This window comes from Paenibacillus sp. BR1-192, from assembly GCF_029542445.1.
Taxonomy (GTDB): Bacteria; Bacillota; Bacilli; order Paenibacillales; family Paenibacillaceae; genus Paenibacillus_AQ; species Paenibacillus_AQ lautus_A.
Genome location: NZ_CP120718.1, coordinates 1156735 through 1182635, shown reverse-complemented (window position 1 = coordinate 1182635; position 25901 = coordinate 1156735). Strand labels below are relative to the sequence as shown.

At 52.2% G+C, this 25901-nt stretch carries 18 protein-coding genes; 2 read left to right on the top strand and 16 right to left on the bottom strand.

Translation table 11 applies throughout. The features are described 5' to 3' along the window. Window positions 1–73: 73 nt before the first annotated feature. The 3 genes from P0X86_RS05120 to P0X86_RS05110 form a co-directional block, all read right to left on the bottom strand. Window positions 74–2329: a helix-turn-helix domain-containing protein gene (locus P0X86_RS05120; protein ID WP_194843359.1), complete on the bottom strand. Its 2256-nt coding sequence runs from the start codon at window positions 2327–2329 to the stop codon at window positions 74–76. A gap of 167 nt (window positions 2330–2496) precedes the next feature. After that, complete coding sequence (locus P0X86_RS05115) at window positions 2497–3897, bottom strand: sulfatase family protein (RefSeq protein ID WP_153783656.1); 1401 nt, start codon at window positions 3895–3897, stop codon at window positions 2497–2499. A gap of 1 nt (window position 3898) precedes the next feature. After that, the gene (locus P0X86_RS05110; RefSeq protein ID WP_153783657.1) at window positions 3899–5329 is read right to left on the bottom strand and encodes an aldehyde dehydrogenase family protein; all 1431 of its coding nucleotides are present in this window, start codon (window positions 5327–5329) and stop codon (window positions 3899–3901) included. 196 nt (window positions 5330–5525) lie between these two features. Here P0X86_RS05110 and P0X86_RS05105 point away from each other — a divergent pair, with 196 nt between their 5' ends. After that, window positions 5526–7103, top strand: coding sequence for a sulfatase family protein (locus P0X86_RS05105; RefSeq protein WP_277747954.1), 1578 nt, complete (start codon window positions 5526–5528; stop codon window positions 7101–7103). A gap of 109 nt (window positions 7104–7212) precedes the next feature. Continuing rightward, complete coding sequence (locus tag P0X86_RS05100; RefSeq protein ID WP_153783659.1) at window positions 7213–9126, top strand: glycoside hydrolase family 127 protein; 1914 nt, start codon at window positions 7213–7215, stop codon at window positions 9124–9126. A 50-nt stretch (window positions 9127–9176) separates the two neighbouring features. Here P0X86_RS05100 and P0X86_RS05095 read toward each other — a convergent pair whose 3' ends face one another. From P0X86_RS05095 to P0X86_RS05035, 13 genes are all read right to left on the bottom strand, one after another. Next, on the bottom strand, window positions 9177–10073 hold the full coding sequence (locus tag P0X86_RS05095) for an AraC family transcriptional regulator (RefSeq protein WP_194843361.1): 897 nt from the start codon (window positions 10071–10073) through the stop codon (window positions 9177–9179). Window positions 10074–10171: 98 nt separating this feature from the next. Beyond that, window positions 10172–10801 carry a bifunctional 4-hydroxy-2-oxoglutarate aldolase/2-dehydro-3-deoxy-phosphogluconate aldolase gene (locus P0X86_RS05090; RefSeq protein WP_277747953.1) on the bottom strand — a complete coding sequence of 210 codons (630 nt, stop codon included), beginning with the start codon at window positions 10799–10801 and terminating at the stop codon, window positions 10172–10174. Beyond that, complete coding sequence (locus P0X86_RS05085; protein WP_277747952.1) at window positions 10795–11784, bottom strand: 2-dehydro-3-deoxygalactonokinase; 990 nt, start codon at window positions 11782–11784, stop codon at window positions 10795–10797. The genes P0X86_RS05090 and P0X86_RS05085 overlap by 7 nt, the downstream gene beginning before the upstream one ends. A gap of 43 nt (window positions 11785–11827) precedes the next feature. Continuing rightward, window positions 11828–12976 carry a mandelate racemase/muconate lactonizing enzyme family protein gene (locus tag P0X86_RS05080; protein ID WP_277747951.1) on the bottom strand — a complete coding sequence of 383 codons (1149 nt, stop codon included), beginning with the start codon at window positions 12974–12976 and terminating at the stop codon, window positions 11828–11830. Window positions 12977–13113: 137 nt separating this feature from the next. Further along, on the bottom strand, window positions 13114–13890 hold the full coding sequence (locus P0X86_RS05075) for an SDR family NAD(P)-dependent oxidoreductase (RefSeq protein WP_153783664.1): 777 nt from the start codon (window positions 13888–13890) through the stop codon (window positions 13114–13116). Between the two features lie 32 nt (window positions 13891–13922). After that, complete coding sequence (locus tag P0X86_RS05070) at window positions 13923–15236, bottom strand: carbohydrate ABC transporter permease (protein WP_277747950.1); 1314 nt, start codon at window positions 15234–15236, stop codon at window positions 13923–13925. Window positions 15237–15240: 4 nt separating this feature from the next. After that, complete coding sequence (locus P0X86_RS05065) at window positions 15241–16110, bottom strand: carbohydrate ABC transporter permease (protein WP_153783666.1); 870 nt, start codon at window positions 16108–16110, stop codon at window positions 15241–15243. Window positions 16111–16173: 63 nt separating this feature from the next. Then, the gene (locus tag P0X86_RS05060; RefSeq protein ID WP_277747949.1) at window positions 16174–17565 is read right to left on the bottom strand and encodes an extracellular solute-binding protein; all 1392 of its coding nucleotides are present in this window, start codon (window positions 17563–17565) and stop codon (window positions 16174–16176) included. 202 nt (window positions 17566–17767) lie between these two features. Next, window positions 17768–19105, bottom strand: coding sequence for an extracellular solute-binding protein (locus P0X86_RS05055; RefSeq protein ID WP_277747948.1), 1338 nt, complete (start codon window positions 19103–19105; stop codon window positions 17768–17770). Window positions 19106–19122: 17 nt separating this feature from the next. After that, on the bottom strand, window positions 19123–19659 hold the full coding sequence (locus tag P0X86_RS05050) for a helix-turn-helix transcriptional regulator (protein ID WP_277748995.1): 537 nt from the start codon (window positions 19657–19659) through the stop codon (window positions 19123–19125). Beyond that, entirely contained in the window at window positions 19659–20744 is a 1086-nt protein-coding gene (locus P0X86_RS05045) for a response regulator (protein ID WP_277747947.1), read from the bottom strand. The genes P0X86_RS05050 and P0X86_RS05045 overlap by 1 nt, the downstream gene beginning before the upstream one ends. Window positions 20745–20749: 5 nt before the next feature. After that, the gene (locus P0X86_RS05040) at window positions 20750–22567 is read right to left on the bottom strand and encodes a cache domain-containing sensor histidine kinase (RefSeq protein ID WP_277747946.1); all 1818 of its coding nucleotides are present in this window, start codon (window positions 22565–22567) and stop codon (window positions 20750–20752) included. 114 nt (window positions 22568–22681) lie between these two features. Beyond that, window positions 22682–25873 carry an S-layer homology domain-containing protein gene (locus P0X86_RS05035; protein WP_277747945.1) on the bottom strand — a complete coding sequence of 1064 codons (3192 nt, stop codon included), beginning with the start codon at window positions 25871–25873 and terminating at the stop codon, window positions 22682–22684. Between the last annotated feature and the right edge of the window lie 28 nt (window positions 25874–25901).

The window sequence follows — 25901 nt, the reverse complement described above, 5'->3', positions numbered from 1 at the left end:
ATTTTCACCTATATGCGAAAAATAAAAAACGCCCAAAACCATTGATACATCAAGGGTTTTGAGCATTTTCCACCTATTGCGGCGGTCTTTCGTGCGGTTTCTGCATACGTTTTCTATACTCGCCGGGAGTGAGCTGAAGCTCGGATTTGAACTTCCGAATAAAGCTCGACGGATCACTGTAGCCAATTCGCTGAACAATGTCCGTAACCGTTAGATCCGTCTCGATGAGCAGGCGCTTTGCTTCATCAATACGAATGCCATTCAAATAATCCGACACCGTTCGACCCGTCTGCTCCTTAAAATATCGGGAGAGATAGGAGGGCGATTGCGAGAAGTGGCCCGCCATGCCTTGAATGCTGAATTGCGAATCCGCATATTTGGCGTGCAGCAGCTCGATAATTTGCTGAAGCAGCATATCCTCCCCTGGCTGCTCTTGCTTCTCCAGCAGCGGCGCAATTTCGTCCAGCGTCTTCCACACGATGGCATCCATCTGGGAATAGGAGGTGCACTGCGTCAGCTCAATAATATCGGGATAAGAGATCGCAATGCCGCGATGAAGCGCTTCATTGGACACAGCTTTGAGAATCGTATGGACAATGTCGAAATAAATGTATTTGGCCGTCAGCAGCGACTGGCTCCTCGCCCGTATCTGCTCCAGCGTATTCTCCATATACCGTCTCGTTTGCGCCAGATCGCCTTCCTTCAAATGGAAGCTGAGCATGTCCAGCTCGCGCGCTGGATAAGCCAAAAACTTGTCGTCACCGGAAGAGAGCTGATCCGGCAGAATGACGCGATCGCTTCCCGCTATAAGATGGAATTGTAGCGCTGTTAACGCGCCGATATAGGACTTGGGCAGCTCGCTGAGCTCATTGCATTTGTCGCCCACGCCGATCGTCCATGGTATGCCAGTTGCCGCGTCCAGCTCCTTATGCCATGTGGACCAAGCTTCCCCTTCCTGCCACTCCTGTATCCAGATCCAGCGATGCGGCTGTATCGTCTCCACCTGATACATGTCAATCTCATCGGGAATCATCAGCCTCCATGGACATGAAGTCGCCGGCGCGGAGTCAGCGGAATCGAGCCTTTCATTTGGATGCGCTTGCATACATACGACCCTGTATTGACCGCGAAGCCTGATGCCCAGCTCCTCGCAGGCTTGGCGGAACGCTTCCTCATCACCCGTCCCGCCTTGCAGCAGCTGGGTAAGCAATTGCTGTCTGCGCGCCGGTCGGCTAAGCTCGACCTGGTTCTCCAGCGTCATGCTCCGAGTGCTCATATAATCGAATGCCGATTGCAGCTTGTCCAGTCCTTGCCGTGATCCGCCGTCTGACTGCTGCAGCTTCTCATCCACAATGCGAATAAGCCTCCGCAGCGGATTATAATGCACATGCATATTGATGTAGATGATGCTGGAGCCAATAATAAGAATGAGAGCCAGTACAATGGTTGCTTTATATTTCAGCTCATCAACCGGCTTCATTAGCTGGGTCTCCGACACCACGGTAATATACGTCCAGTCGCTGGATGCGGAGGTGATTCTGGACACATAATAAGTCTCGCCGCCCAGCTGCCTGATTCCGCTAAGCTCTGTTTCTGAATACAGCAGCTCCTTCGGAAGCTTCAGCTTATCGGACAACGACGTAATCAGCTCTCCCTGCTGATCCACGATATAGACATTGCTTTGCACATAAGGAAGAAAGGACTGAAGCATGCGTTTCATTTCATTTTCCTTGATGAGATAGATCAGCATTCCCTTCGTATCAATGGGAGAGCCAATTTCCGGCACGGGAACGGAATAGGAGATATAAGGATCCCAGGAGCTGTCCTGCTCACTCTTCAGCGAGGCGGCCGCCTGGACATGAACCTCGTCTAACGCCAGCAGCTTTTCAAATTGCTCATAATCCATCTGTTCCTTGAGATACATCTGATGAAACACGGAGGGCAGATACGTGCTCTTCGACGAAATCAGCAGCGGCACCCCATGGGCTTTGTATACAACCTCCGAGAAAAACGTATTGGCTTCCGCGTAGAGACTGATCTTCTCCTTCGCCTCGTAGACGGCATAAGCTTCGCCAAGCTGCTCCGGATCGAATTCCCGTTTGGCCGACAGCTGAATCGCGATATTCCTCATCTCGGACAGCTGGGTGTCCATCGTATCTCTAACCTGCTCCAGCATTCCGTGATTCGACTGAAGCACTTGCGTCTGAAGCATTCCTACAAAATATTGATAAACAAAAAAGCCGGTAACCAGCACCGGAAGTATAAGCAAGAGCGCATAGGAAATCAGGTATTTGTAGAACAAGGACATCTTGCCCAGCTTCATTCTCATGCTCATGCTGCTCCTTTACTTCGAGAATGGAATCATGGAAAAAAGCGCGATCCTATTAACTTAACACAAACAAATCGCATCCGTACAGCAGGCCTCAGAAATAAGGATATCCAGTGCGGGGAATCCTCACACTGGATACGGTAAATACGCTCATGAAGTTCATGGTTTTAAATGTCCGGCGTTCCCACATTCCATGGCACATCGGACTTCGGAATCGCCCTGTACATATGATCGACGATGAAACGATAGCCTTCCAGCTTCTGCGCCATATAACGGGGATCATTCCACAGGTTGCGCCGCTCCAGCGGGTCATTGTTCAGATCGTACAGCTCTCCGTAGCTTCGGTCCATGTAATGTACCGTCTTCAATCCCTGATGAATACAGCCCTTGATCGTGCCAGCCTCCATATAGACGGCTTCGCGGACCTTCTTCTCTCTTGCCTCATCCCAATATCCCGTGTAGGAATAACTCGACAGGGAGCTCGGGACCTCCCCTCCGGCCGCCTCCAGACAGGTTGCCGCTATGTCGATATTGAGCACGTCATCCTTCACCTCGAAGCCTTGGAAGCCTTGAATGGGCGGCTTAACAAAGAGAGGCACGCGCATCAGGCTGTCCGATAGACATTGCATCTTCTCCACCATGCCGAAGTCGCCCATAAAGTCGCCATGATCGGAGGTGTAGATGATTAGCGTGTTATCATACAGATTGTGCTCCTTCATGATTCGGATCAGGTCGCCGATCTTCCGATCAATGAGGCTGACATTGGCATAATAAGAGCGTTTCGTCTTCTTGAACGTTTCTTCCGAGAAATTTTTGAGATAAATATCGGCGTAGGAGCCCATCTTCTTGAAATGTGGAGGCTTCTCGTCCAGATCGGCGTAAGTGGACTCCGGAGCGGACAGCTTATCGTGATCATACAGCTCCGCATATTCCGTTCCTTCGCAGTCATAGGGATGATGCGGTCCGGAGAATGACAGGGTGAGGAACCACGGCTTATCGTCCGCTTGGGCGGCACGTCCCTTCTTATCCATCCATGCTTTGCCAAGCTCGCCTAAATAATCATCCAGATGATATTGGGACTCTACATTCCATGTGCCGCCGCTGATTAGCGTCTTGCTCATAACCGCTTTTCTATCGACGCCATGCTCCGCCAGATAATCCAGGTAGGGCTGAATCGTATCATCCGGATAGAAGGCGCTATGGCCGTCAATAATCATCTCTTCGTCATAGCCCCGCTTGATGGAGGAGCCGGCAAAGTGCTGCTTGCCAATAACAGCCGTATGGTAGCCCGCTTCCTGCAGACGAGTCATAAAGGTAGTCTCATGAGCGGGAAGCTGCGTAATAAAGGTCGGGCATTCACACTCCGACGGGAATTTGCCCGTCATAATCGCAGCCCGGGACGGCACGCAGGATGGATTGGCGCAGCGGGCATTGCTGAAGAAGACGCTGTCTCCAATCAGCTCATCCAGGTAAGGCGTCAGCACCTCCGGATTGATGCAGGAGAACGTATCGTTCCTCTGCTGATCCGTCATCAGAAACAAAATGTTTGGCTTGCTCTTATGGGCCATCTTACGACTTCCCCTTCCGTATCGTGATCCGCTTCACCGTATAATATTCTTCCAGACTGTAGACGGAGCAGTCCTTGCCAATGCCGCTTTCCTTCACGCCGCCATGCGGAAGCTCCACGGAATAATGGGGACCATTGACACATACCGTGCCCACCTCAAGCGATTCGGCAATATGAAGGATATCGTTAATATCGGTGCCGAACACATAAGAGGCAAGACCAAATTCAGTATTATTCGCCTCTTGAATAACCTGCTCCCGGTCCGAATAGGGCATAATAGGCATAACTGGCCCAAATATTTCTTCCTTGCAAATCCGCATGGACGGCGTCACATTCGTTATGATGGTCGGCTCCAGGTAGTAGCCCTTGTCGATGCCGCTCGGAATGCCTCCGCCTGCCGCAACTGTCGCGCCTTCTGCAACTGCGCTCGCGATGAGCTCCTGCACTCTGGAGCGATGCCCCGCCGAGATCATGGGGCCCATCCCCGCCTGGGGCTCGCGGCCCCAGCCCAGTGTAACCCGGTTCGCCTTCTCGACAGCCTTGGCTACAAAGGTCTCATATAACGATTCGTGTACGAACACGCGGTTCGGCGATACACAGATCTGGCCGGCATTGCCGAACTTCAGATTCACCAACTGCTCGCAAGCCGCCTCCACATCGGCGTCAGGCAGCACAATGGCAGGGGCATTGCCGCCAAGCTCCAGGGAGAAGCGTTTGATCGAGGTCGCAGATTGGCCTACTATCGCTTTGCCTGCGGAAGTGGATCCGATCAAGGTCAGCATACGCGGAATGGTGCTCGTGTTCATAACCGACGCCAGCTCGATCGTATCGCCTGTAATCAGGTTAATGACGCCCGCCGGGAATCCGATTTCCTCCGCGATCTCGCCGATCAGCAGCGTGGTCAGCGGCGTCAATGGCGACGGCTTGATAACGCAGGTACAGCCCGAGGCAAGCACCGGTCCAAGCTTATAGCCCAGATTCAACAGCGGGAAATTCCAGGCCAGATACCCGACCACAACGCCAACAGGCTGCCTCTTCATCAGGCTCATGATGCCTTGGTCCTCATCCTCGATTATACGGCCATGCAGCCGCTTGGCTTCCTCATAATAATATCTCAGGCATCTGGGCAGCATTTCCATATCCTCAGTAGCTTGAGGAAGCGGCTTGCCTGTCTCGCTCATGAGCACCTCCAGAATCTGCTCACGCCGCGCTTCAATCGCTTGGGCCAGACGCTCCATCCATTCTCCACGCTGCTTCAGCGAATAGCCGGACCATATAGGGAAAGCCTTCTGCGCCGCTTCCAGCGCCGTTTGCGCCTGCTCCTCCGTCGCTTTCATCAGCCTGCCCGCTTCTTGCTCAGTTGCCGGATTGTGTACAGCTAATGTCAGCCCGAGACCTTGAACCAAGCTGCCGTCTATATAATGTTTGTACATGTCATCTCCAGCTCCATTTCATTTATAAAATAATAATATATATTTAAATGATATCGACGCCACGTGGAGATGTCAATGTGTTTTTTGAACGGTATTGGATTGCCGAATTCACGAGCTCATTTTATATTTATTCAAATTGATTAAATATAAATTATATAGTATATTTCAAGTAATACCTTACAAGGAGTGATATCTAATGGCATCCGCCAATCGTCCCCATGTGTTTTTTCTGATGTGCGACGAGCTTAGAGCTGACAGCCTGGGATTTATGGGCAATTCAATCGTGAGAACCCCTCACCTGGATGAGCTTGCGCAGGATTCCGTCATCTTCGAGCAAGCCTATACAAACTGCCCGATGTGCGTGCCCGCCAGAGCCAGTCTCATGACCGGACGCAATCCGCTTAGCCATGGCATCCTAGACAATGCCATGCGTATGGTTGAAGACGAGCTGCCGCTGCCCGAGCTGCTTCGCGAGCACGGCTATACAACAACGATGTATGGCAAGCTGCATGTACACCGGACACCGGAGCAATGCGGCTTCGATGAATTTATGAACGGCTCCCCCGATCCCTATACCAGCTTCCTTGGAATCAAGGAGCCCGAGATGCGCCGCAAGTCCTCCTTCAAAAAAAATGAAGGCGACATCCCTCTGGTTATTCATGGCAAAAGCCCTACTCCTCCCGATCAAACCTCCTGTTCCCGGCTAACGGAGGCTTACATCGATCGAATTCAGGACGTGCCTCATTCGGATCATCCTATCTTTCATTATTTATCTCTTCTGGATCCCCATACGCCATATATGCCAACTCAGCCTTACGCGGATATGTACGATCCGGCGGAGCTGCCGCTGCCCGACAATGCCGGCCGAACGCTGGCGGACAAACCGATTACCCAACGCTACTTCCACAAGGTTCGCGGCTTCGACAAGCTGGATGCGGAGGATTACCGCAAAAGCATGTCCAGCTATTATGGCCTCGTCACTCATGTCGACGATCGGATCGGCAAGGTGATTGCCAAGCTGAAGGAGCTGGAGCTTTACGACAACTCGCTTATTATCTTTACCTCGGATCATGGCGCCATGATGGGAGAGCATGGCTTTATTGAGAAATGGGGTCATATGTATGAGCCGGTGGTCCGGATTCCGCTTCTGGTGAAGCTGCCTGGCGGCCACAACGGCGGCATGCGCCATCAGAGCTTTGCCGAAATTATCGATATTATGCCAACGGTACTGGATGCGGCACACATTCCAATTCCCGAAGGCGTGCAAGGCATGAGCCTGCTGCCGGTATGCCGGGGCGAGAAGGCGATTCATCGCACGGAAGCGCACAGCCTCTATTATTGCGGGTCTATTCATACCGAGCCTGCCCTTATGATCCGAGATGCGAGGTGGAAGCTGACGCATTACCCCGAGCAGGAGAATATTCACGACAAGCTGTACGGCGATCATTATTTGAAGTATTCCGCCTTCTTCGACCAGCCGCTGGTTGAAGGGGAATTGTATGATCTGCAGCGGGACCCCTACGAGCAGAACAATCTGTTCGACGATCCCGCATACATTGAGATCAAGGAAGGTCTGCTGAGCAAGCTGCGGAGCTGGAAGGAAGGCCTGGGGCCGCTCGCGGATTATCGGGGACTGGAGCAGGCGAATATGAACACGGTGTATAAGTTTATATTGGACCAAACCAATAATTGGACGAAGGTCGCCCATGCCATTCAAGGACAGAAGGGGCTTACCCAGTGCAAGAGGCAGCAGCCGGTTAATGTGGAGCAGTAAGTGGTAAAAAAGGTACTACTTTTGTATGGTATAGTGCATGGCTGTCCATATCCGGAACTCGTTAAAATAAAGGCAGCAGGACAATTCAGACTTAACTGGAGGGTATACCGTGGAACAGGATATGAGAAAAGTAAAGCCATTAAATATGACCGACGCCAAGTGGACAACAGGCTTCTGGGCGGATCGCTTCCACCTCTGCCATGAAGAAATGATTGATTCTATGGAGAAGGCCATTCATGTCAAAGAAAACGGCACCTATATGCCCAACTTCGAGGTAGCTGCTGGACTCAAGACGGACCGCCATTACGGAGAGGACTGGTCCGACGGCGATTGCTATAAATTTCTGGAGGCTTGCGCGCATGTGTATGCCATCAACAAGGACGCTGCGCTTGACCAGAAGATGGACAAGTACATTGGCTTTATCGCCAAGGCGCAGGATCCAGACGGCTACATCAGCACCAACATTCAGCTTAGCCACAAGAAGCGCTGGGGTCAGCGCATCTATCATGAGGACTATAACTTCGGACATCTGTTAACCGCGGCATGCGTGCACCACACCGCAACCGGCAAAACCAACTTCCTGGAAGTCGCGATCAAAGCGGCAGATTACCTGAACGAAACCTTCAATCCTTGTCCGAAGCATCTCATCCATTACGGCTGGAACCCTTCCAATATTATGGGCCTTGTTGATCTGCATCGCATCACAGGCAACGAGACCTACCTGAAGCTGGCCGATATCTTCATGACGATGAGAGGCGCCGGCTACGGAGGCGAGGATCAGAACCAGGACCGTACACCGCTGCGTGAAGAGACGGAAGCAACGGGACATGCTGTAACGGCTGTATACCTGTATGCTGGCGCTGCAGACGTCTACTCCCACACGGGCGAAGAGACTGTGATGCATGCGCTTGAGAAAATTTGGGACAATATGTATACCAAAAAAATGTACCTGACGGGCGGCATCGGCTCCATCTACAACGGCTTGTCCCCGAATGGCGACAAGATCTGGGAAGCGTTCGGCACCGACTACCATCTGCCTAACCGCTCCGCTTATACGGAGACCTGCGCCAATATCGGCAATGCGATGTGGTCGATGCGCATGTTCAGCCTGACTCAGGATCCCAAGTATATGGACGTGTTCGAGAAGGTTGTGTACAACAGCCTGCTGGGCTCCATGACCCTGGACGGCCACCACTTCTGTTATACCAATCCGCTGGAGACCAGAAACGGCAAGCTCTTCAACCACCACTCGGCGCAAACGCAGCATTTCAGAACCGAGAGATGGTTCACGCATACATGCTACTGCTGCCCGCCTCAGGTGCTTCGCACGCTGGCAAGATTAAATCAATGGGCATACGGTCAATCCAGTGACGGCCTGTATATTCATCTGTACAGCGGCAATGAATTGAATACCGTGCTGTCCTCAGGCGAGACGCTCAGCCTGACGATGAAATCCAGCTTCCCTGCTGAAGAGACGGTATTGATGACAATCAACAGCTCGCTGAATGCGGAGACCTCCATTCATCTTCGGATCCCGCAATGGGCTGACGGCGCAACGGTCAGAATCAACGGGGAAGAACAGGCTCAACCAGCGGCAGGCACTTACTTCGAGCTGAAGCGCAAATGGCAAGCCAACGATCAGATCGAGCTGGTGCTGCCTATGCGCGTGAAACGTATTGCGGCCAACCCAATGGTCGAAGAGGCTCGCGGCCAGGTTGCCTTCATGTACGGTCCGTTCGTCTACTGTCTGGAGAGCATTGATCTCCCTGAAGGCATGGCCATTGATCAGATTCGAATTCCGCTCTCTACGCGGTTCGAGGCCCGTTACGATCATGAGCTGCTGGGCGGCGTCACAACCTTGCATGGCACGGCGCTGAAGATCCCGCAGGAGGACCATTCCGACACCCTCTATAAGCCATTTGAAGCATTAGACATGGCAGAAATCGATGTAAGGCTTGTGCCTTATTACGCATGGAACAATCGTGGTCAGACCGATATGTCCGTCTGGCTGCCGCTGATCTAATACGCTTGATCCTGCCGGCCTTGGGCGAGTCCTCTCGTTCAAGGCCCGATTTATTGAAAGCTGCCCTTGTCATAATACCCCTTCTTGAGATAATCCGTAGGGCTGTAGCCGGTCACCTGCTTGAATATTCGGGTAAAATAATACGGATTGTTGTAGCCCAGCTTCTCGCTGATCTGCGAAATATTAAGCCGGCTTTCACTGAACAGCCGGATCGCCTCCTTCACCTTCGCCTCCATAATGAAGCGCCGGATCGACATGCCCGCTTCTCTGGAGAACACTCTGCTCATATAGGAATAGTTCAGCTGCAGGGACTCTGCCAGCTGCTCCGACCGAATATCCTCGTGCAGATGCCGCTGAACGAAGGCTTTCACATCATCATACAGCTTATGGCGTTTCCCGCTGGAGTCCGTCACATCCCGGTGCAAATCCAGCAGCAAGTCAAGAGTACCCACATTAAGCTTCAGCCGGTCGTAAGCCGTTCCCATCGCATAGTGATGCAAGAGCTTATTCATTCTGACGCAGATGCCCTGAAAGTCGCTCACCTTGAGACGTTTCAGCTCAATGGTTTGGGGCAATTGGCCCCTCAGCAGGCTCATTCCCTTAGCATCCGCAATCTCTGCCTCTGCTTCTGTCTCCGTCTCTGCCATCTGGTGATCATGCTCCTCCGTCTCCGGAGCGCCGAACGTAATCCAATACCATTCGGAGCCTGGCAGCGTTTGCGGCAAGCCATAGTGGCGCACGCCCCGCTTCATCAGGAAAACCTCGCCGGGCGAAATATGATATTCCGTGCCATCTTCAATAATATGGACAAGTCCTTCCCTGACAACAATCAACACGTCATGAGGCAGAACGCGGTCCATATGGGCCCACAATGCGGTTGTCCTGAACAAGCCAATATTGTCCACGGCGGGCACACGATCCGTTCGGAATTTGACGGTATGCTGCATAATCAGCAACGCCTCCTCTTGTTCCATTCCAACCAAAAGAGGAATCGCCGGAACGATTCCTCCATAAGCTTATCTATTCATCCTACCATTGATACAGGTCAGCCTTCAATATGCCTTACAAGCTCACGCGCATTGGACGTTATCGCGGCATAGTTATGCGCCATAACATCGGCATGGGAGACCAGACCGCTTCCGGCTCCGACCGCAATCGCACCAGCCTGTATATAAGCCGCCGCCAGCTTGGCTGTTATGCCGCCGACCGCCATGAATTTGACATGATTCAAGGGCGCTAACAGCTCCTTCACATAGCTCGGGCCAAAGGTCGTGCAAGGGAACAGCTTCACGTACGGCGCTCCCGCCGTTACAGCACGCACAACCTCCGTCGGCGTAAGCGCTCCGGGGATTGGGACGCTGGAGCGGGATAACGCCGCCTCAATCACTCTTTCATCCGTGTGGGGCGAGATTAGAAATTCGGCCCCTGCATCCGTCGCGCGTTCCACGTCCAGAGCGGTAATAACTGTCCCGGCGCCAATCGACATTTTCCCCTCGTACATTTTCCTCATTACCCGAATACCGTCAAGGGCGCCATCCGAATTCAGCGTAATTTCGGCCACTCGAATACCGCCCTCATAGAGAGCCTCCATGACTCTCGGCAAACGGTCGAGCGGTACATTGCGAAGAATCGCTACGATCTTGCTTCTATTAATCTGCTGCTGTACGGTTAACATCCCTTCATCTCCTCTTTATATTGTCTGTATAGGCTCGCCGCTCCGTAGACGCTTAACCAGCCAGACTCTTCCTCCGGAACAACCCGAATGGCAATACTCGGGTAAAAGTCCTTCAGAATAGGAACAACGATGGAAGGAAACAAGTTTCGTCCATATAAGACGATTTCTTCGACACCGTACAGCAACTCTTCCGTCAGCATAGCTAAGTCCTGGCCAGCAATGACTCCGAGGAAGAAGCTTGTTGACGCTTGTTTATCTTGCTTGTCCAACACATTAAGCGTTCGAACTTGGAAAAGGGCGCGGCCCGCTCCATATTGCTTTACCGCCTCTACCCCTTTCCGTACCCAATCCGGATCCGGAACCACATCTTCTAGATGGAGTGTATTGTCTCTTAGCAGCGTATGGTTCATGACAGCCATCATTAGTTCGCCTGAGATCGACGTGCTGCTGCTTATGATGGAGCGCTCTCTGGTTCTGATCCATTTGTGGTGAGAGCCATAATGCATGAACAATCGTTCTTTATTAACCTCATTCCCTGATGTTAGTACCTCCAAAAAACCAAACAGCTCGGTCTCCTCGCCTCGTATCATATCGTGATTCGCCAATGCAGCTCCTATAAATTTCACACCAGGTACGAACAGAACAGGCTGAGGGAATAACTCCGGAAACAGATGGCGCCTGATCGAGCCGGTCAGATCAATTAGATTGATTGGTCCCATCAGATGCTCAATCTCCATCAGCCCTGCGCTGGAGGTTATCATACCGGATGCGACAATGTCATAAACCTCCCGCATAGCCACCGGTTCAGCGGCAGCTAGCTCTTCGTAGCTCTCCTTCAGCGCCCGCTTCAAGCTAGAGTTGTTACCTAATTGCGCTGAGTTGCCCGCCCCCGTTTGTTTTGTAACACTAGCCAATAGCCTATCCCCATCAAGCAGCCTCATTCTGCAGTTGGTTGTTCCGCAGTCAATAACGATTACTTTCAAACCTAGTCCCCCTCAACAGCGCGCAAGAATTCGCCTGCCCGCTTCAAGCAGTCACCGCATATTTTTCAATAATGTCGCGATTAATCTCCACACCAATACCAGGTCCATCCGGAATCGCCACCATACCATCCTTCATCGTAATGGCATGACCAATCAGATCCGCGCGGAATGGATGGGACGATTGGTCGTATTCCAGCATAGGCTCCTCAGGGAAGAGGCCCAGCGGGGTCGGCGTCAATGACGCAATGAATTGGAGGGAGGCGGCAAGGCCAACTCCCGAGCCCCATACATGCGGAACCATCATCGTATTCCAGGCTTGCGCGAGCGTCGCAATCTTCTTGCATTCCGTGAAGCCTCCCGAGGAGCAGAGGTCCGGCTGCACAATGTCAAGCGCGCCTTGCGCAATCCAGTGACGGTAGCCCATCTTGCCGAACAGATTCTCACCGGAGGCAATCAATGTTCCTGTAAGATGGCGGATCGCTTTGTAGCCGTCAATATCCTCAGGAGCCAGCAGCTCTTCCATAAAATACAGCTTAGACGACTCCGACTCCAGCAGCAGCCTTCTTGCCAGTCCCGTGTTATAGGCGCCATTGGCATCCGCCATGAGCCGCATTTCCGGTCCCACCGCTTCCCGGACGGAGGTGATCAAGACCAGATCCTCGTCTATGCCGAAGCCGATCTTAAGCTTCATGGCGCGAAGACCATTCGCCTTATGCTGCAACGCCTCTGCTACGCCATCCGCGGGGTAGCTGCCCTTCGCCGTCCGGTAGAAGCCGGTCGCATACGGCATAACCTGCGTGCGGAACGTGCCGCCGAGCAGCTTGCTGACGGGAAGGCCGCAGCTTTTGCCCTTAATGTCCCACAATGCGATATCAATGCCGCTTATAGCATTCACCGCCGCGCCGCCTTGGCCGTAAGGACGCGACAGATTGTACATTTCCTCCCAGAGCACATCCGTGTCATGAGGATCTCTTCCTATTAGAAGTGGCGCAAACGCGTGTCTAATAAAGGCGGCAGCAATCTCCGGCGGCTGGAGCCCATGGCACAGGCACTCTCCCCATCCTGTAATACCGGCATCCGTCTCGATCTCCACCAGCACCGAAGAACGCTGCTTCACCCAGCCTTGAGAGAAATAAAAAGGTTCCTCCAGCAGCGATTTCATGACGTGCACTTGAATGTTTGTTATCCGCATCCCGCATTCCCCTTTGCTTTCGATTACTTCAATTATACCCCCTTCGTTTTTTATGTCAAATATAATTTTATATATAAACTTTGAATGGAAAAATAAGACACTCCAGCTTTCAGCGCTGAAGCGTCTTGTTCACGCGGTCAATAATCATTATGCAGCCGGACCGAAACCCCGCCGTCGATCACCAGCGAGGAGCCCGTCATATAGGCTGCCTTGTCGCTTGCAAGAAAAGCGACCAGCTCGCCGATCTCGACAGGCTCCGCCATTCTCCCCAATGGGATATTGCGGGTCAGCTCGGCTTCTCTCGTCTTGCGTTCATCAGAGGCAATGCTGCTCAGGTAGCGGTCCATGCCTATGTTCCGCGTTAAACCAGGCAGCACACAGTTGATCCGGATGCCGAAGGGCGCCAGCTCCAGCGCAAGACTTCTCGACATCGCCGTAACTCCGCCCTTGATCGCTGCATAGGAGCTGAAGCCCGGAAGCGTAACATGGGCATGTACGGAGGCAATATTAATAATAGCGCCGGACTGATTCCGCTTCATATGGGGCAGCACCTGTTGAATCAGGAGGAACTGCCCCTTCAAGTCCGTACGCAGCACACGGTCCAATTCCTCCGATGGCATCTGCTCCACCGGCCTGTAATAATGAGTCCCTACATTATTAACCAGTAGGTGCACATCTCCGAATCGGGAGACGGCCTGCTCCACAGCCCCCTGCAGCTCCTCCTCCTTGGCTACATCTGTACGTATGAACAGCGCTTCACCGCCGGCGGCAGTCAGCTCCGACATGGCCGCTTGGCCGGCATCCTCGTTCCAGTCCAACATAGCGACGCGGCAGCCCTCGCGAAGCAGCACTTCGACGATGCCTCTGCCAATACCTCCTGCTGCGCCCGTCACAATCGCAACCTTCCCAATCATATCGGCAATTCGCCTCCTTGTTCTGAAGCTGCTTAACCCTTCACACCTGAGAATGCCACACCCTTCTCGATATACTTCTGTGAGAAGAGGAAGATCAGCAGCAGCGGGATCATGGATACAAATGCGCTGGCCATCAGCATATTCTGCAGCACGCTTGGCTGATTCTGCAGGTCATTGAGCGCAACGGTAAACGTCCAATATTTCGGCGAGCTGTTGACGACAAGCGGCCATAGAAACTCATTCCATACCGGAATGAAGGTCATGACGCCGACAGTAGTAAAGATTGGAATAGAGAGCGGCGTCACGATCTGCAGGAACGTTCTAAGCTCGGTAGCGCCATCAACCCTGGCCGCCTGCAGCAGCTCCTTGGACACTTGGTCGAAGAAGCCCTTGAATAGGAAGATGATAATCCCCCAGGCGGTATGCGGCAAAATTACGGCGAGTAAGGAATTAACGAGACCCAAGTCCTTCATGAGCAGATACATCGGCAGCAATAAGGAAATATCAGGAATCATGATTGTAGCCAGGAAAAATATGATCCAGAAAAACTTCCATTTCTTACTCTCGATGAGATGCGCCAGCGTATATCCCGCAAGTCCGCCAAGCACCATCTGCACAAGGACGCTCGCCACTGTAATAATAGCACTGTTCAAGAAATATTGGGCGAAGCCCAGCGCCCCGGCCGTATCCTCCGCGATTTTGTTGAGCGCCATATAGCTGCTGAATACACGAACCCAGTTGGATTGTTCGCTAATGGCAACAACTTGACCCTTTATTAATTCATTGGATTGATAGAAGGCAGAGAAGCGGCTGGACAGATCGGACTCCGCAATAGACGGCGTTACCGCTATACTCTTCCCGCTGTCACCCTCCCATTCGAACTTGGACAGCTTGTTCTCCTGGATGATAGGCAGCTTCTTATCCATCATCTTGTCATTGAAGATCGTGGTTGGCACAACCTTAGGCTGTCCGACAAAGAACATAGAGGAGACGGTCTCTGCTGTATAGAGCTTACGACCGTCCTTCACGCCTGTGATGGTCACATCGCCAATGCTCTCGCGGATATTTTTCATCCACGGATACCACATCGCTCTCATGGCGTCCTTCTCGTAGAATGCCGGATCAGTCTCATCCATTCCTGTGTAATCAATTGTCACTTGAATGGATTGGGGAATCGTCGGCAGCCACTTGGGTGGATAGGAGTTAATATCCTTCTCCGTCTTGAGCGAGGAGGCGAACATCCACAGAATAGGGATTAACGCAAAGATTACGAACGATATTGTCACCACATAGGCCGTAATCTTTAGCGATCTTCCCCCTTTTTCCCTTATGCGAGTGCGTTCCATATGATCAATCCTTTTCTGCGGAAATTTTATTCTGAATGATGGTCAGTAACGCAATGACGATAAACATAAATACGGATACCGCACCGGATATGCCGAATCGAGATTGCTGGAAGGCTGAGTTGACAACAAGCATGGACACGACCGTTGTGCTGCCTGCTGGTCCGCCTTGCGTCATAATGTAAATATGGTCATAAGCAAGCAGGACGCTTGACATGAAAGCCACAAATTGAATGACAATAATAAATTTGATATTGGGCAGAAGCATCGTCCACATCCTTCTCCATGGACCTGCTCCATCCATCTTCGCCGCCTCCAATATTTCCGTTGGTATGGACTTCAGTGCGGAATAATACAACAGCAGTGCTATTCCGTTGCCGGCGAATACGGCAGGCAGAACGATTGCAAGCTTCGTCATCGTGGCGTCATTGAGCCACAGGTATGGACCTAATCCTATAAAACCAAGCCAGTAGTTCAGCAAGCCAAAATCCGGGTTATACATCCATTTCCATACGAGCACCCCGCCTACAAGAGGCATGATGGTTGGCAATTGATACATGAAACGGAAGAAAGCATTGCCCCGTCGAATATCATACAGGAACAAAGCTTGAACAATGGGAATCCAGAATGTAAGGACCAAATATAGACCAAAGAATATAAACGTATTCGAAATCGCTTGCCAGAACGTAGTTGATTTCAAAAATTCCGTATAATTGGCGAAGCCGATGAATTTACCAGGCGGATTAACGATGCTATAGTCAAAAAAACTAATATAGGCCATATTCATTAATGGATAATACTTAAACATCACATAACAAATTACAGAAGGCAACAAAAACAAAACCGGCACCCAGCGAATGTTTAATTTACGCAACATATGTCTCCCTCACCCCAGGAACGGCTATCGGGATTCCCCCGGCCGGGGGAATCCCAATGGCTATTATTTTTTAACTTCTTGATTGTATTTGTCTACGACTTCACGCTGTGCCAGATCTTGCGCCTTCTGCATAACCGCCATTGGATCCGCCTTCTCATCCAGGAGCACCTCTTGAACAGCTTTGACCACATAAGGGCTCAGACGTGCTTTCAGGAAGTACTCCAGACGGCCTTCGCCAGCTGCTGCCTGCACATTCTCGATCAGCTCTTGAGGCATGCCTTCCACAAATTGAGACGCATCCACGTCGCTTCTTACATTCAACAGGTTCGGGAAGATACCGTTATCCATCTGGTACTGAAGCAACCCATCCTGTACTTCCTTGGACATCAGGTACGTTGCGTACGTGAACGCCGCTTGCTGCTTCTCTGGTGTTGCCTTCGGATTAAAGATCCACACCGCGCCGCCCACCTGTGCTGGGGACGTGCCGCCAGGGCCCGGAGGCAGTACGGAGAAGCCAATATTTTCAATATCCATGCCCGAGGATACCATACCGCCGAACCAGTTGGATGCCGCAATCATCGAAGCTGCGCGTCCTTGATAGAAGTCATTGGTATTCTCATCCAGGCTTTGTACCACATTTTTTTGTGTCGCTTTATACTTGAATTTCAGATCTTGGTAGTATTGAAGCGCCTTTACGGCAGGCTCAGATGTGAAGGTCAGCTTAGCGCTTCCATCTTCCTGCTGCTCGGTCAGGTCGCCGCCGGCTTGCCATACATAATATTCGAAGAACCAGTCCGCCCAATCCATACCCAGCAGAGCGTAGCCATATTGATTTTTGGAGGCGTCCGTCAGCTTCTGCGCCGCTTCTCCAAAGGACTCCCAGTCCTTCAAGGCTTCTTTTTCATCCAGGCCCGCGTCAGCAAACATTTGTTTGTTGTAAGCCAGTCCCGTTACATACATGAAGTTCGGAATGCCGTAAATTTTGCCGTCTCTTGTAGCTGCCTGTGTAGCGGATGGCAGGAACATATCCTTCTCCGCGTAGTTGTTCCACAGCTCCGTAATATCAGCCGCAATGCCTTGGTCGATGTAGGATTCCATATCCGGGAACGCATTTGCGTACAGATCCGGCTGCTCGCCGCCTACAACGGCTGTCATGAACTGCTCTCTTTCTTTGGTCAGCGTCTGCATGACGTGTTCAACCTTGATATTGGGATACTTCTCGGCGAAATCCTTGAACACCTGCTCCCAATATGGCTTAGCCGGGTCGCCGTCCTGCGGCATGTCCCATGATACAATCTCAACCAGTTCATCCGTAGCAGGCGGTGCTGACGCGGCATCGTCTCCGTTGCCGCTTCCATTATTGCCGCCGCCGTTGTTGCCGGAGCATGCTGCCATGAACAGCGATACAACAAGAGTCAGGGCCAGAACAGCCATTAGCTTTGCTTTCTTTTTCACTGATAGTTCCCCCATTCGAGTGATGTGCTTAAACTTTGCTTTGCTTTGCTTTACACTTCTTATTGTAGAAGGAATGGGGGCGTGAGCTGTAAGAATATATTAAGCGGTTCATACGAAAATCTTAACCATACATACAGAAACGAGCGGAAGCCTTGGAAGGCTGTCCGCTCGCCTGGATTAGTCGAACTCCATATTATAAGCGTCAATGACCTCGCGCTGAGCTTTCTCCTGCGCTCGGGTGAGGGGCATCATATGGCTTTGTGTTTTCATTCAGCAGAACCTCCTGAACCGCAGCAGAGACATAAGGGCTTAGACGGGACTTCAGGAAATATTCAAGCCGGCTCTCCTCGGCCGCCCGCTGAATACTGCGGACAAGCTCCTCCGGCATCCCTTCCGCGTAAGCGATGGGATCAACGTCCTCCCGCACTGACAACAGATTGGGCAGCATGCCTTGCTCCTTCTGGAATCGAAGCATCTCCTCCAACGCGTATTTGGAGGTCATGAAGGTCGCGTAGGTGAAGGCTGCCTGCTGCTTCTCTTCCGACGCGTTCGGGTTCAGGATCCAGATACCTCCGCCCACCTGCGCAAATGACACGCCAGCGGGACCCTTCGGAAACGTCGTCACTCCGATATCATCCATATCAACCCCCGATTCCAGCATTTCACCGAACCAGTTGGAGGCTGCAATCATCGTTGCGGCGCGTCCAGCGTAAAAGTCTTTTTTGTTGTCATCCAGACTTTGCAGCGTGTTGGGCTGCGTCACGCCATAGCGGAACTTCAAATCCTGGTAATAGCTCAGCGCCTGAACCGCGGCATTGGAATTAAAGGTCAGCTGCACGGTTCCATCAGGATTCTTGCTGGTAAGATCGCCTCCAGCTTGCCACACATAATATTCATAGAACCAATCCGCCCACTCGGTTCCCAGAATGGTATAGCCATATTGATTGCTGGAGCGGTCGGTCACTTGCTCCGCCGCCGCTGCGAAGGAGTCCCAATTCAGGAAAGCTTCCTCCGGGTTGATGCCATTCTCCTCAAAAATCCGTTTGTTATACGCCAAGGCTGTCACATACATGAAGTTAGGAATGCCATAGATTCGTCCATCCTTCTCCGTTGTTGCCATAGCAATGGAGGAATAGTGTGCGCTGTCCGGATATTGCGCCCACATCTCTGTAATATCGGCAGGTATGCCCTGATCGATGTACGACTCCATATCGGGAAACGCGGCATTATACAAATCCGGCTGCTCGCCCCCCGCGACTGCTGTCATAAACTGCTCGCGCTCCTTCTGGAAGGCCGCCTCCATATGAATGACCCGGATATGGGGATAGGTCTGCTCGAATTCCTGAAACATCCGATCGTAATATGGCTTCTCCGCCGAGCCCGCGAATGGCTTGTCCCAGACAACAATTTCGACAACAGGGTCCGTCAAGCCGTCTTCCAGCTTCAGATGGTTATTCCCGGAGCACGCGGTCAGAGACAGTATGAACCAAAGGACAGCGACCGCCGCTAATGTCGCTCTTGTCACAATACCTGCAACCATCTTTATCCCCCTCCTTTCTATGCATGCGGAGCGCCCTTATCCCTATATTGGCCTGGCGTTGCGCCAAAGCGCTTGCGGAATACGCTTCCGAAATAAGCCGCATCGTCGAAGCCGACCCTCTCGCTGATATCGCGTATCTTCAAATCGGTCTCCACCAGCAGCCGAGCCGCCTCCTTCATCCGAAGCCCATTCAAGAAATCGACAAAGGATTCCCCGTATTTCTCCTTAAAGCGCTTGGAGAAGTAATTGGGATGAATAAAGAACCGTTCCGCAATCATCGCCAGCTGGATAGGCTCTGCGTAATGGCGCTCCAAGTAGAGCCTAACCGCCTCCATAATTTCTTTTCCTTCAATATTATTGGATTTGGACAATAAGCCAATCATATTCGTAACGAGCCGCTTCATCTGCTCGACGATCTCATGCCATGCTGTTGCTTGCTGCAGCTCTCGCTGCAAATCTGTCAGCTCGCCGATCGCCCACTGTGAATCCGTGGCATGGTTGATCCAATATTTGTTGAGGAATAGATACAAATCCACGCAGAACCATTCCACCATCACATAGCTGGAGGCGGGCTCCTGCACAATGGCGCCAAGCCGCCGCTCGATCCACTTGTGAACCTTGTCCTTCTCCCACTTGCCCAGCCAATCCTCCAGAAGCTTGACATCCTCTTGGCCGATAAAGGACTTCCGTTGCGCCTCTTGGTCCCCATTCGCTGCGCCCTGGGCCTGATAGATCCGATTCCCTCCATGAAGGATCGCGTTCCTGGCGATCTGCTTCGCTTCCCGGTAACTCTCCTGCACCTTCGCCATTGTGGCTGATAAGGCCCTACGCCTATCGTGACTCCCAGCTTCAGATACTTCCGAATGCCGAACGAAATCGCTTCCAGCATATAGGTCACTCCCGCGCTGTCCTGCCCCTTCTGAAGTCCAAGCACGTACACCAGCTCGAAGCGCCTCAGCGAATGATGCACAAGGATGCCCCTGATAGCATTGGACAGGAAGCGCTCCGTTACAATATTTTTGATTGCGAACCAGAGCAGCTCCTCCTCACCTGGACCAAAGGAGCCATGAGGCACCTTGAACGGCTCCAATTGGAGGACAACCGCCGTAAAGGCAGCTCCATTTTTCGCAAGCTCATTCAGCTCGCTGCTGGCCTCCGCGAAGTCCTCTTCCTGCAGGAATTGGGTAAGCGCCTGCTGACGGGAAGCCTCCTGGCTTGTTTCAGCCACGCACTTCAGCTCCTGAATCATCTGATCCGTCTGCTGCTCCGCCTCTCTGCGCTCCAATAGCTCCATCAGCGTAGCATACAGCTCATCGTCCTCCAGCGGCTTCACCAGATAATTGCTGACTCCGTATTTGATCGCTTGCCTGGCGTAATCAAATTGATCATAGCCGGTGACAATGATCAGCTTAACCCGGGCATCCAGCTCCAACGCGTGTCGGATAAATGTCAGTCCGTTCATGCCAGGCATATGAATATCCGTTACAATCAGGTCCGGCTTGGCTGTCTTCATCAGCTCCAGCCCCTTGAGCCCGTCCCCCGCTTCCGCTACGACCTCTACAGGCAGACCGGTCAGACGAATCTTATGGATGATGCCTTGTCGAATAATGGGCTCGTCATCCAACACCATAATTCTCATATCGTTTAAACCTCCTGGTCGGGCAAATAGGTCTTGATCGTAATGGAAAAGGTTGTCCCATATTGCTCGTCGCTGCTGAACGTAATGCCGCATTCCGGACCATATAACATGCGGATGCGGGATTGCACATTGTGAAGGCCAATAGAAGCTTGTTGTTGCTCAAGCCCTGCAGGAGCATCCTCCAGCTGCAGCAGCTCCCGCAGCCACTGCTGACGCTCCTCATCAATGACCAATCCATTATTCCATATTTTCACCTGCAGCTCGTCCTGGTCCAGAGAAATCGCTTCAATACGAACGATACCGCCATCGATGCTGTGGCTGATCCCATGATTGACACTGTTCTCCACTAGCGGCTGGAACAGAAGCTTAGGGATGGGCACCCGCTCCAGACCCGGCTCCAAATAAATGGTATAGTCCAGCCTGCTGTCGAACCGGATTTTCTGAATGGACAAATACAGCCTGATTTGCTGAAATTCCGCATCCAGCTTGGACACATCATTGCCGCTTATATTATAACGGAACATCTTGGCCAGCGAGCGGCTGATCAGAGATACTCGATCGTCCCCGTGCAGCGAGGAGATACTATCGATAATGCCTAAGGTGTTGTACAGGAAATGAGGATTAATCTGCGATTGCAGCGATTTGATTTCCGCATTTTTTTTCACTATTTCCGATTCATATACCTTGCTGATCAGACGGTTGATCTCCCTGGTCATACGATTGAAGGATTTGCTCAGATACCCGATCTCATCCTCCGTACGCGCGGGAAGCACGACGGAATAATTGCCCTTCTCAATCGCTTTCATGCCTTTGCTGAGCAGCTTAAGCGGCGTAATGGTTCGGGACGATATAAATCCCGCCAGCAGCATGGAGAACAGCAGGGTGAACACGCCAATCCAGATCGTCCGCTTCGTGAAATTGTCGGCAGACTCCGTCAGCACCCGAGTAGGCACCTCCGTAACGACAAGCCAGCCCGTATGCCCCAGACTGTCATATGCGATCAATTGGTTTTCTCCTGAGCTGGAACGGTAATAGTGGCCTTTGCTCTGGCTGCCAACCATCAGCAGCTCTTCGGCTGTCAAGATACGCTTTCCCCGCTCACCAGCATTCCTGGAATACACGACGGTGCCAGAAGCCTTTTCCACCAGATAGGTTCTGCCCTCTCGGCTCCCCTCGCTTTCCGCCAGCCACTGCTCCAGCGATTCCGATGACAGCGTAAAATACATCACACCAATAATGGGACCTGGCGATGTCAAGGTAATTTGTCTAATCGCTTGGACGTACGACAACGTGTAACCGACCTGCTGTCCTGACGCGCTGGGATTGTACATATCCGTAGGCAGCCACAAGCCTTTGCCATTGGCTTCAATCGCGACATCCGTCAAGCGCTGCATTTCACTCGGGGCAATCAGGGTGGATACCAGACCGCCTACCCGCATAGCGAAGCCGTCAAGCTGCGAGATCACCACATTTGAAACAATGGGATGATTGTATACAAAATTGGATATTTTGCCTCGGTAGGAGCTTTGTCCCTCTGGATCTGTGCCCATACCGCGCACAAACTGATGAAAGTCGAAGTCTCCAAAGTAGTTCCAGGCAAAGCTTTTGACGTTCGTCATATTCGCGTTCAGCGTGGAAGCGGATTGCTGCGTCAGGCGAAGGTGACTATCTACTGCCTGTGCTCGCAAGTCATTAGCCGTTCGGAAATAGAAGTCGAACAGGAGCACGAATACAATTAAAGCGATTATAATCAAATAAGACAATAATATTTTGCGATACAGAGACTTGCCGATGTATCGGCTTATAGCATACAAGATCCGCAATGCTCCACCTCTCCTTCCCAGTATCACGTCCTCTTATTGTAAGGGATGAGATACAAAGTGGAAAAGAGCACCCGTTTCCAATTGGAAACAAAGTGCTCAAACCAGCGGGACAGCCTACTTCTGTGACAAGCGAAGGTTATCGATCACGAACGAATCTCCGCTCTCCGGCGCATCCTCCCACAGATACAGATGAATGGAGGCGATTCCCGAAGCGTCGAGCCCCGTCGCTTCCGCTCCCCAGAAGCCCTCTTGCTCCCCCCATACAGGGTCGGATGCCTTGAACTGGGCTATCGAAATCGTGCGGGATTCCTTGGCCCCAATGGCAAAATAATAGGTACGAAGCGCGCCCTTCTTATCCGTTACATTCGCGCGAAGCTGGATCGGCAGCCCATTGGGATTGGTCACATCGGCGACCACGAGCGGCTTGCTCCCCAGCTGCCATGGGGCTGCCGGCTTAATCTCCACTCCGGAGTAATCCGCGTCTAGCGTACCTACGCTAACCTTCATCGCCCGTTTGCCATCCGTTGCGCCAGCGGCTCCATAATGAACAACAGCTGTTTTGTAGGCTGTAACGATGGACAAATCCTCGTTCGACTCAAAGGACATCAGCCACTCCTTGCCTGGCTGGCCGCCTCCTGTACCCGTGCCCTTGCCAAGAAACCGGATGTCATATGCTCTCGCATGCACATCCTTTGCAGCGCTAACCATTTCCTCGTAAGGCACATCGGCTACATCCACAAAACCTAGGTTGTAATTTTCCCCGTCCCATGCGCGTCCAAGCAGCGGCTGATCCACATATTGGAACCAATGCGCACCGACAAAATAAGGATTGTTCAGTACAGTCTCCATATAATGAACATACTTCTCGCCGCGATTCTCTTGATCCACAGCCGACGTATCCGCGTTTGGTCCCGTTCCGAACATGCCTCTGTCATCCGAAGCGAAAGCAAATTCACCGATAATCGCCGGCATATCGAGCTCCTCAAGATGCATCCAGTTTTCGCCTTCCACATCCTCTTTATACACATTGAAGCTGATGACGTCCACATACTTCGCCGCTGCCTTCTGCACCTCTTCGCTTGTGCCCCACTCCGCAAATCTCGAGCCCAGATAAAGGGTATCGGGAAGCTTCGCGCTCACCGCTTTATCCACAATGCGGAAGTACTCATCCGCCAGAAGACTCAGCATGGTCGAATAGTCAGGCAGCATGCCCTCGGACAGCTCTGCCGGCTGATAAGGCTTGCCAAGAGCGTCAAAGGAGGCGAAGCTGGTGCCCCATTGGCTGTTCAGACTTTCAATTTTGTTTTGATAAACAGACTTCAGGTGGGCAATCATTGTGCGTTTGGCATAGCTGCTCTTGGCTGAGCTGTCCATGGCCATAATGTTGCTGATCAGCGCGTACTTGCTTCCCGTATTGGCGGGATTGCCCCAAGCGATCTCGTTGTCGATGTACACCCCAATCATATACTTGTCATCTTCAACGCCATACGCCAATATTTGTTCGTCCAGCATGTCGTCCACGCTTGTCTTGAACGCCGGATCGAATGGATCTGCTACCGGCGCCCAGCCGCCTCCGCTTGGAATGGTGGCATGCTGTCCCCAATGCGTCCAGCCATTGGCAACATAAGCGATACCATGCTCATCGCCCTTCCCGAAGAATAATGCCGGGTCCGACCAGTTACCGAGCGAGCTGAAGCCCCAGCTCTTGAAGCGATCCACAGAGATGTCCTTCCATGCCTTCACGTAGTCCTGTCCGTATTTGCGCTCCAGATTGGCCTGGTAATGGTTGAACAGCCAGCCCTCTGTTTGCCCCAGTGGAGGAGCCCCTACTATGGATGTATAAGTGTAATGCTCGCCCAGCTCTCCATCCTTGGAGGGGAGCTCCGTGAACATATTTTCCCGGCCTGAGATCCAGGTATTCATATCATCCAGTCGAACGATATCAAGACCATTGGAGAAGAACAAGTAGCCCTCGGGATCCACCAGCGTCCACTTGCCTTCATGCTTCGCCACACGGAAGTGCCCGGTAGCTTCAAGCTTCGGTCCGTTCAGCCAACCGCCATATTTGCTTGTTTCCAACGGCTTGGCGCTGGCGAGCGCAGCAGCCTCTTCCTTCTTGTCAGCAAGGAAATCCCCATCGGTATGTACCTTGCCCTCCCAGTCCAAGCCCCTGTATTGGCCATAGCCATCCACCAGGTCGTCCATGTAGCTGAGATCCGTATTGGGATCGCCGATTACGGCAATGTTATCGAATAGGAGAGTGGATTCCTGCTTCGTATACATTTGCCACAGCTGGAATTCCACGATATGGCTGCTGTCCAGCCCCTTCTCTCCCCAGCCGTAGCCAAGCTGGCTGCCGGCAGGATTGGGCGGCAGAAACCGCATCCCGAGATCCAGCGCTTCCGAGCCCATGCTGAGAAAATATTTTTGTGTACTGTTTGCTTTCGCAACGGCAGCGCTTACAGTGGAATGCGCCACGCCGTCCGCGCTTTTGTCATCATCCATACGCAGATAGAAGGTAATGTCCTTGTCCGTCGGATTCGTGACCTCGAAGGACAATGCTTTGCCGCTGCCGAATTGCCAAGGCGTAGTCGCCGTGAATTTGACAGTCGGGAAGTCCGCAGCGGCGTACACGACCTTTAGCGCCTTGGAGTCCGTTGCCTCGTTGTGGACAACCTCAATCGTGGAATCTCCTGTCGTTACAAAGTCTGGAATTGCACCATTCTCGAAATCAAGAGAAGGGAATCCATATCGATGCGAGATGACACGGTCAAGCGCTGTCACCAGCTCTGCGAACGTAATTTTCGCTTGAGGGCGCAGCTTGCTCCCGTTGCCTACGAACACTCCAGCACCATATACGGTCTTAAGCGCCGCCTTCCCTTCAGCGCTCATACCGGCAATATCCCGGAAAATCCGGTCCAGCTCAACGCTTCCTGCAGCATCATCGCTTATGAATGCAGAAGCGACAATGACAGCTTCCTCTCGAGTAACTCCTTTATTGGCCTGATCAATAGACTTACCTTGGGACGCTTGAACAGCCCAAGCCGCTGCTCCCGCATTCGACTGTCTCGAAGCATCCATGGCTTCCCAGCCGATGGAGCTCCCAATCAGCTTCGCCGCATCCTCGCGAGAGAGCGCGCGATTCGGATTTTTTACCTCTTCTGATGCCGCCTCAACATATCCCGCCTGCACCCAAGCCTGTATTGTGCCATCCGCCCAGTGCTTGGAGGACATGCCATACGCCTGCGATGAGAACGCTCCCATCATGAGGAGGAAGACCAGAATCATCAAACTGTGTCGCTTCATTCCTTGTTAACCCCTTTCCGATTCATCT

Coding starts and splice junctions, on each gene's coding strand:
- P0X86_RS05050 (WP_277748995.1), bottom strand. CDS start 19,659: ATGGTGGAATGGTTCTGCGTGGATTTGTATCTATTCCTCAACAAATAT.
- P0X86_RS05075 (WP_153783664.1), bottom strand. CDS start 13,890: ATGATTGGGAAGGTTGCGATTGTGACGGGCGCAGCAGGAGGTATTGGC.
- P0X86_RS05080 (WP_277747951.1), bottom strand. CDS start 12,976: ATGCGGATAACAAACATTCAAGTGCACGTCATGAAATCGCTGCTGGAG.
- P0X86_RS05065 (WP_153783666.1), bottom strand. CDS start 16,110: ATGTTGCGTAAATTAAACATTCGCTGGGTGCCGGTTTTGTTTTTGTTG.
- P0X86_RS05110 (WP_153783657.1), bottom strand. CDS start 5,329: ATGTACAAACATTATATAGACGGCAGCTTGGTTCAAGGTCTCGGGCTG.
- P0X86_RS05105 (WP_277747954.1), top strand. CDS start 5,526: ATGGCATCCGCCAATCGTCCCCATGTGTTTTTTCTGATGTGCGACGAG.
- P0X86_RS05115 (WP_153783656.1), bottom strand. CDS start 3,897: ATGGCCCATAAGAGCAAGCCAAACATTTTGTTTCTGATGACGGATCAG.
- P0X86_RS05120 (WP_194843359.1), bottom strand. CDS start 2,329: ATGAGAATGAAGCTGGGCAAGATGTCCTTGTTCTACAAATACCTGATT.
- P0X86_RS05090 (WP_277747953.1), bottom strand. CDS start 10,801: ATGTTAACCGTACAGCAGCAGATTAATAGAAGCAAGATCGTAGCGATT.
- P0X86_RS05070 (WP_277747950.1), bottom strand. CDS start 15,236: ATGGAACGCACTCGCATAAGGGAAAAAGGGGGAAGATCGCTAAAGATT.
- P0X86_RS05055 (WP_277747948.1), bottom strand. CDS start 19,105: ATGGTTGCAGGTATTGTGACAAGAGCGACATTAGCGGCGGTCGCTGTC.
- P0X86_RS05095 (WP_194843361.1), bottom strand. CDS start 10,073: ATGCAGCATACCGTCAAATTCCGAACGGATCGTGTGCCCGCCGTGGAC.
- P0X86_RS05035 (WP_277747945.1), bottom strand. CDS start 25,873: ATGAAGCGACACAGTTTGATGATTCTGGTCTTCCTCCTCATGATGGGA.
- P0X86_RS05045 (WP_277747947.1), bottom strand. CDS start 20,744: ATGAGAATTATGGTGTTGGATGACGAGCCCATTATTCGACAAGGCATC.